The organism is Flavobacterium sp. F52 (assembly GCF_000278705.1).
Taxonomy (GTDB): Bacteria; Bacteroidota; Bacteroidia; order Flavobacteriales; family Flavobacteriaceae; genus Flavobacterium; species Flavobacterium anhuiense.
The window spans coordinates 1-799 of sequence record NZ_AKZQ01000014.1 but is presented as its reverse complement, the minus strand read 5'-3'; the positions used below and the strand labels follow the sequence as shown (position 1 = coordinate 799).

Below are 799 nucleotides of genomic sequence, written 5' to 3'. Positions count from 1 at the left end.
TCATAACTCATAACTCATAATTATCTATGAAACTTTATCTAAAAATATGGCGACAGTTTAATTCTTCTACAAAAGGAGAAATGACCGATTATGAAATTGATGGAGTATCAGAACATATGTCGTTTCTAGAAATGCTGGATCTTTTAAATGAGTCTCTTATTCAACAGGGAGAACGCGTGATAGAGTTTGATCATGATTGCCGTGAAGGAATCTGCGGACAATGTGGGGTCATGATTAACGGCCGTGCTCACGGACCTCTTAAAAACACTACAACCTGCCAGCTTCACATGAGAAGTTTTAAAGATGGAGATACTATTTATATTGAACCGTTTCGAGCAAAAGCTTTTCCCGTTTTACGCGATTTGAAAATTGACCGCAAAGCATTTGATTCCATTATTGCTTCAGGAGGTTTTATTGGCGCTTCGACGGGTCAGGCGCCCGAAGCCAACAGCATTCCGATTTCGTATGAAACCGCCGAAGCTGCTTTTGACGCTGCTGCCTGCATCGGATGCGGAGCCTGTGTTGCTTCATGCAAAAATGCTAGCGCAGCTTTATTTGTTGGCGCCAAAATAACGCATCTAGCGCTTTTACCGCAAGGAAAATTAGAAGCTCCTAAACGCGCTGTTTCAATGGCAAAACAAATGGATGAAGAAGGATTTGGAGCGTGTTCGGATACTAGAGCCTGCGAAATAGAATGTCCGCAAGGAATTTCGGTACTTTCAATTGCTAAAATGAATTTGGAGTATATGAAGGCTTTGACTTTTAGGAAATAAGTTATTTTGCCACAAAGACGCTAAGG

At 41.3% G+C, this 799-nt stretch carries 1 protein-coding gene; it reads left to right on the top strand.

Annotation, left to right across the window (positions count from 1 at the left end):
- Positions 1–26 precede the first annotated feature (26 nt).
- Positions 27–773 (top strand): succinate dehydrogenase/fumarate reductase iron-sulfur subunit, encoded by a 747-nt coding sequence (locus FF52_RS04350; RefSeq protein WP_008463285.1) that lies wholly within the window; start codon positions 27–29, stop codon positions 771–773.
- The last annotated feature ends 26 nt before the right edge of the window (positions 774–799 follow it).

What these genes read in the sequence shown, in the direction of transcription:
- FF52_RS04350 (WP_008463285.1), top strand. Translation starts at nt 27, where the DNA reads ATGAAACTTTATCTAAAAATATGGCGACAGTTTAATTCTTCTACAAAA.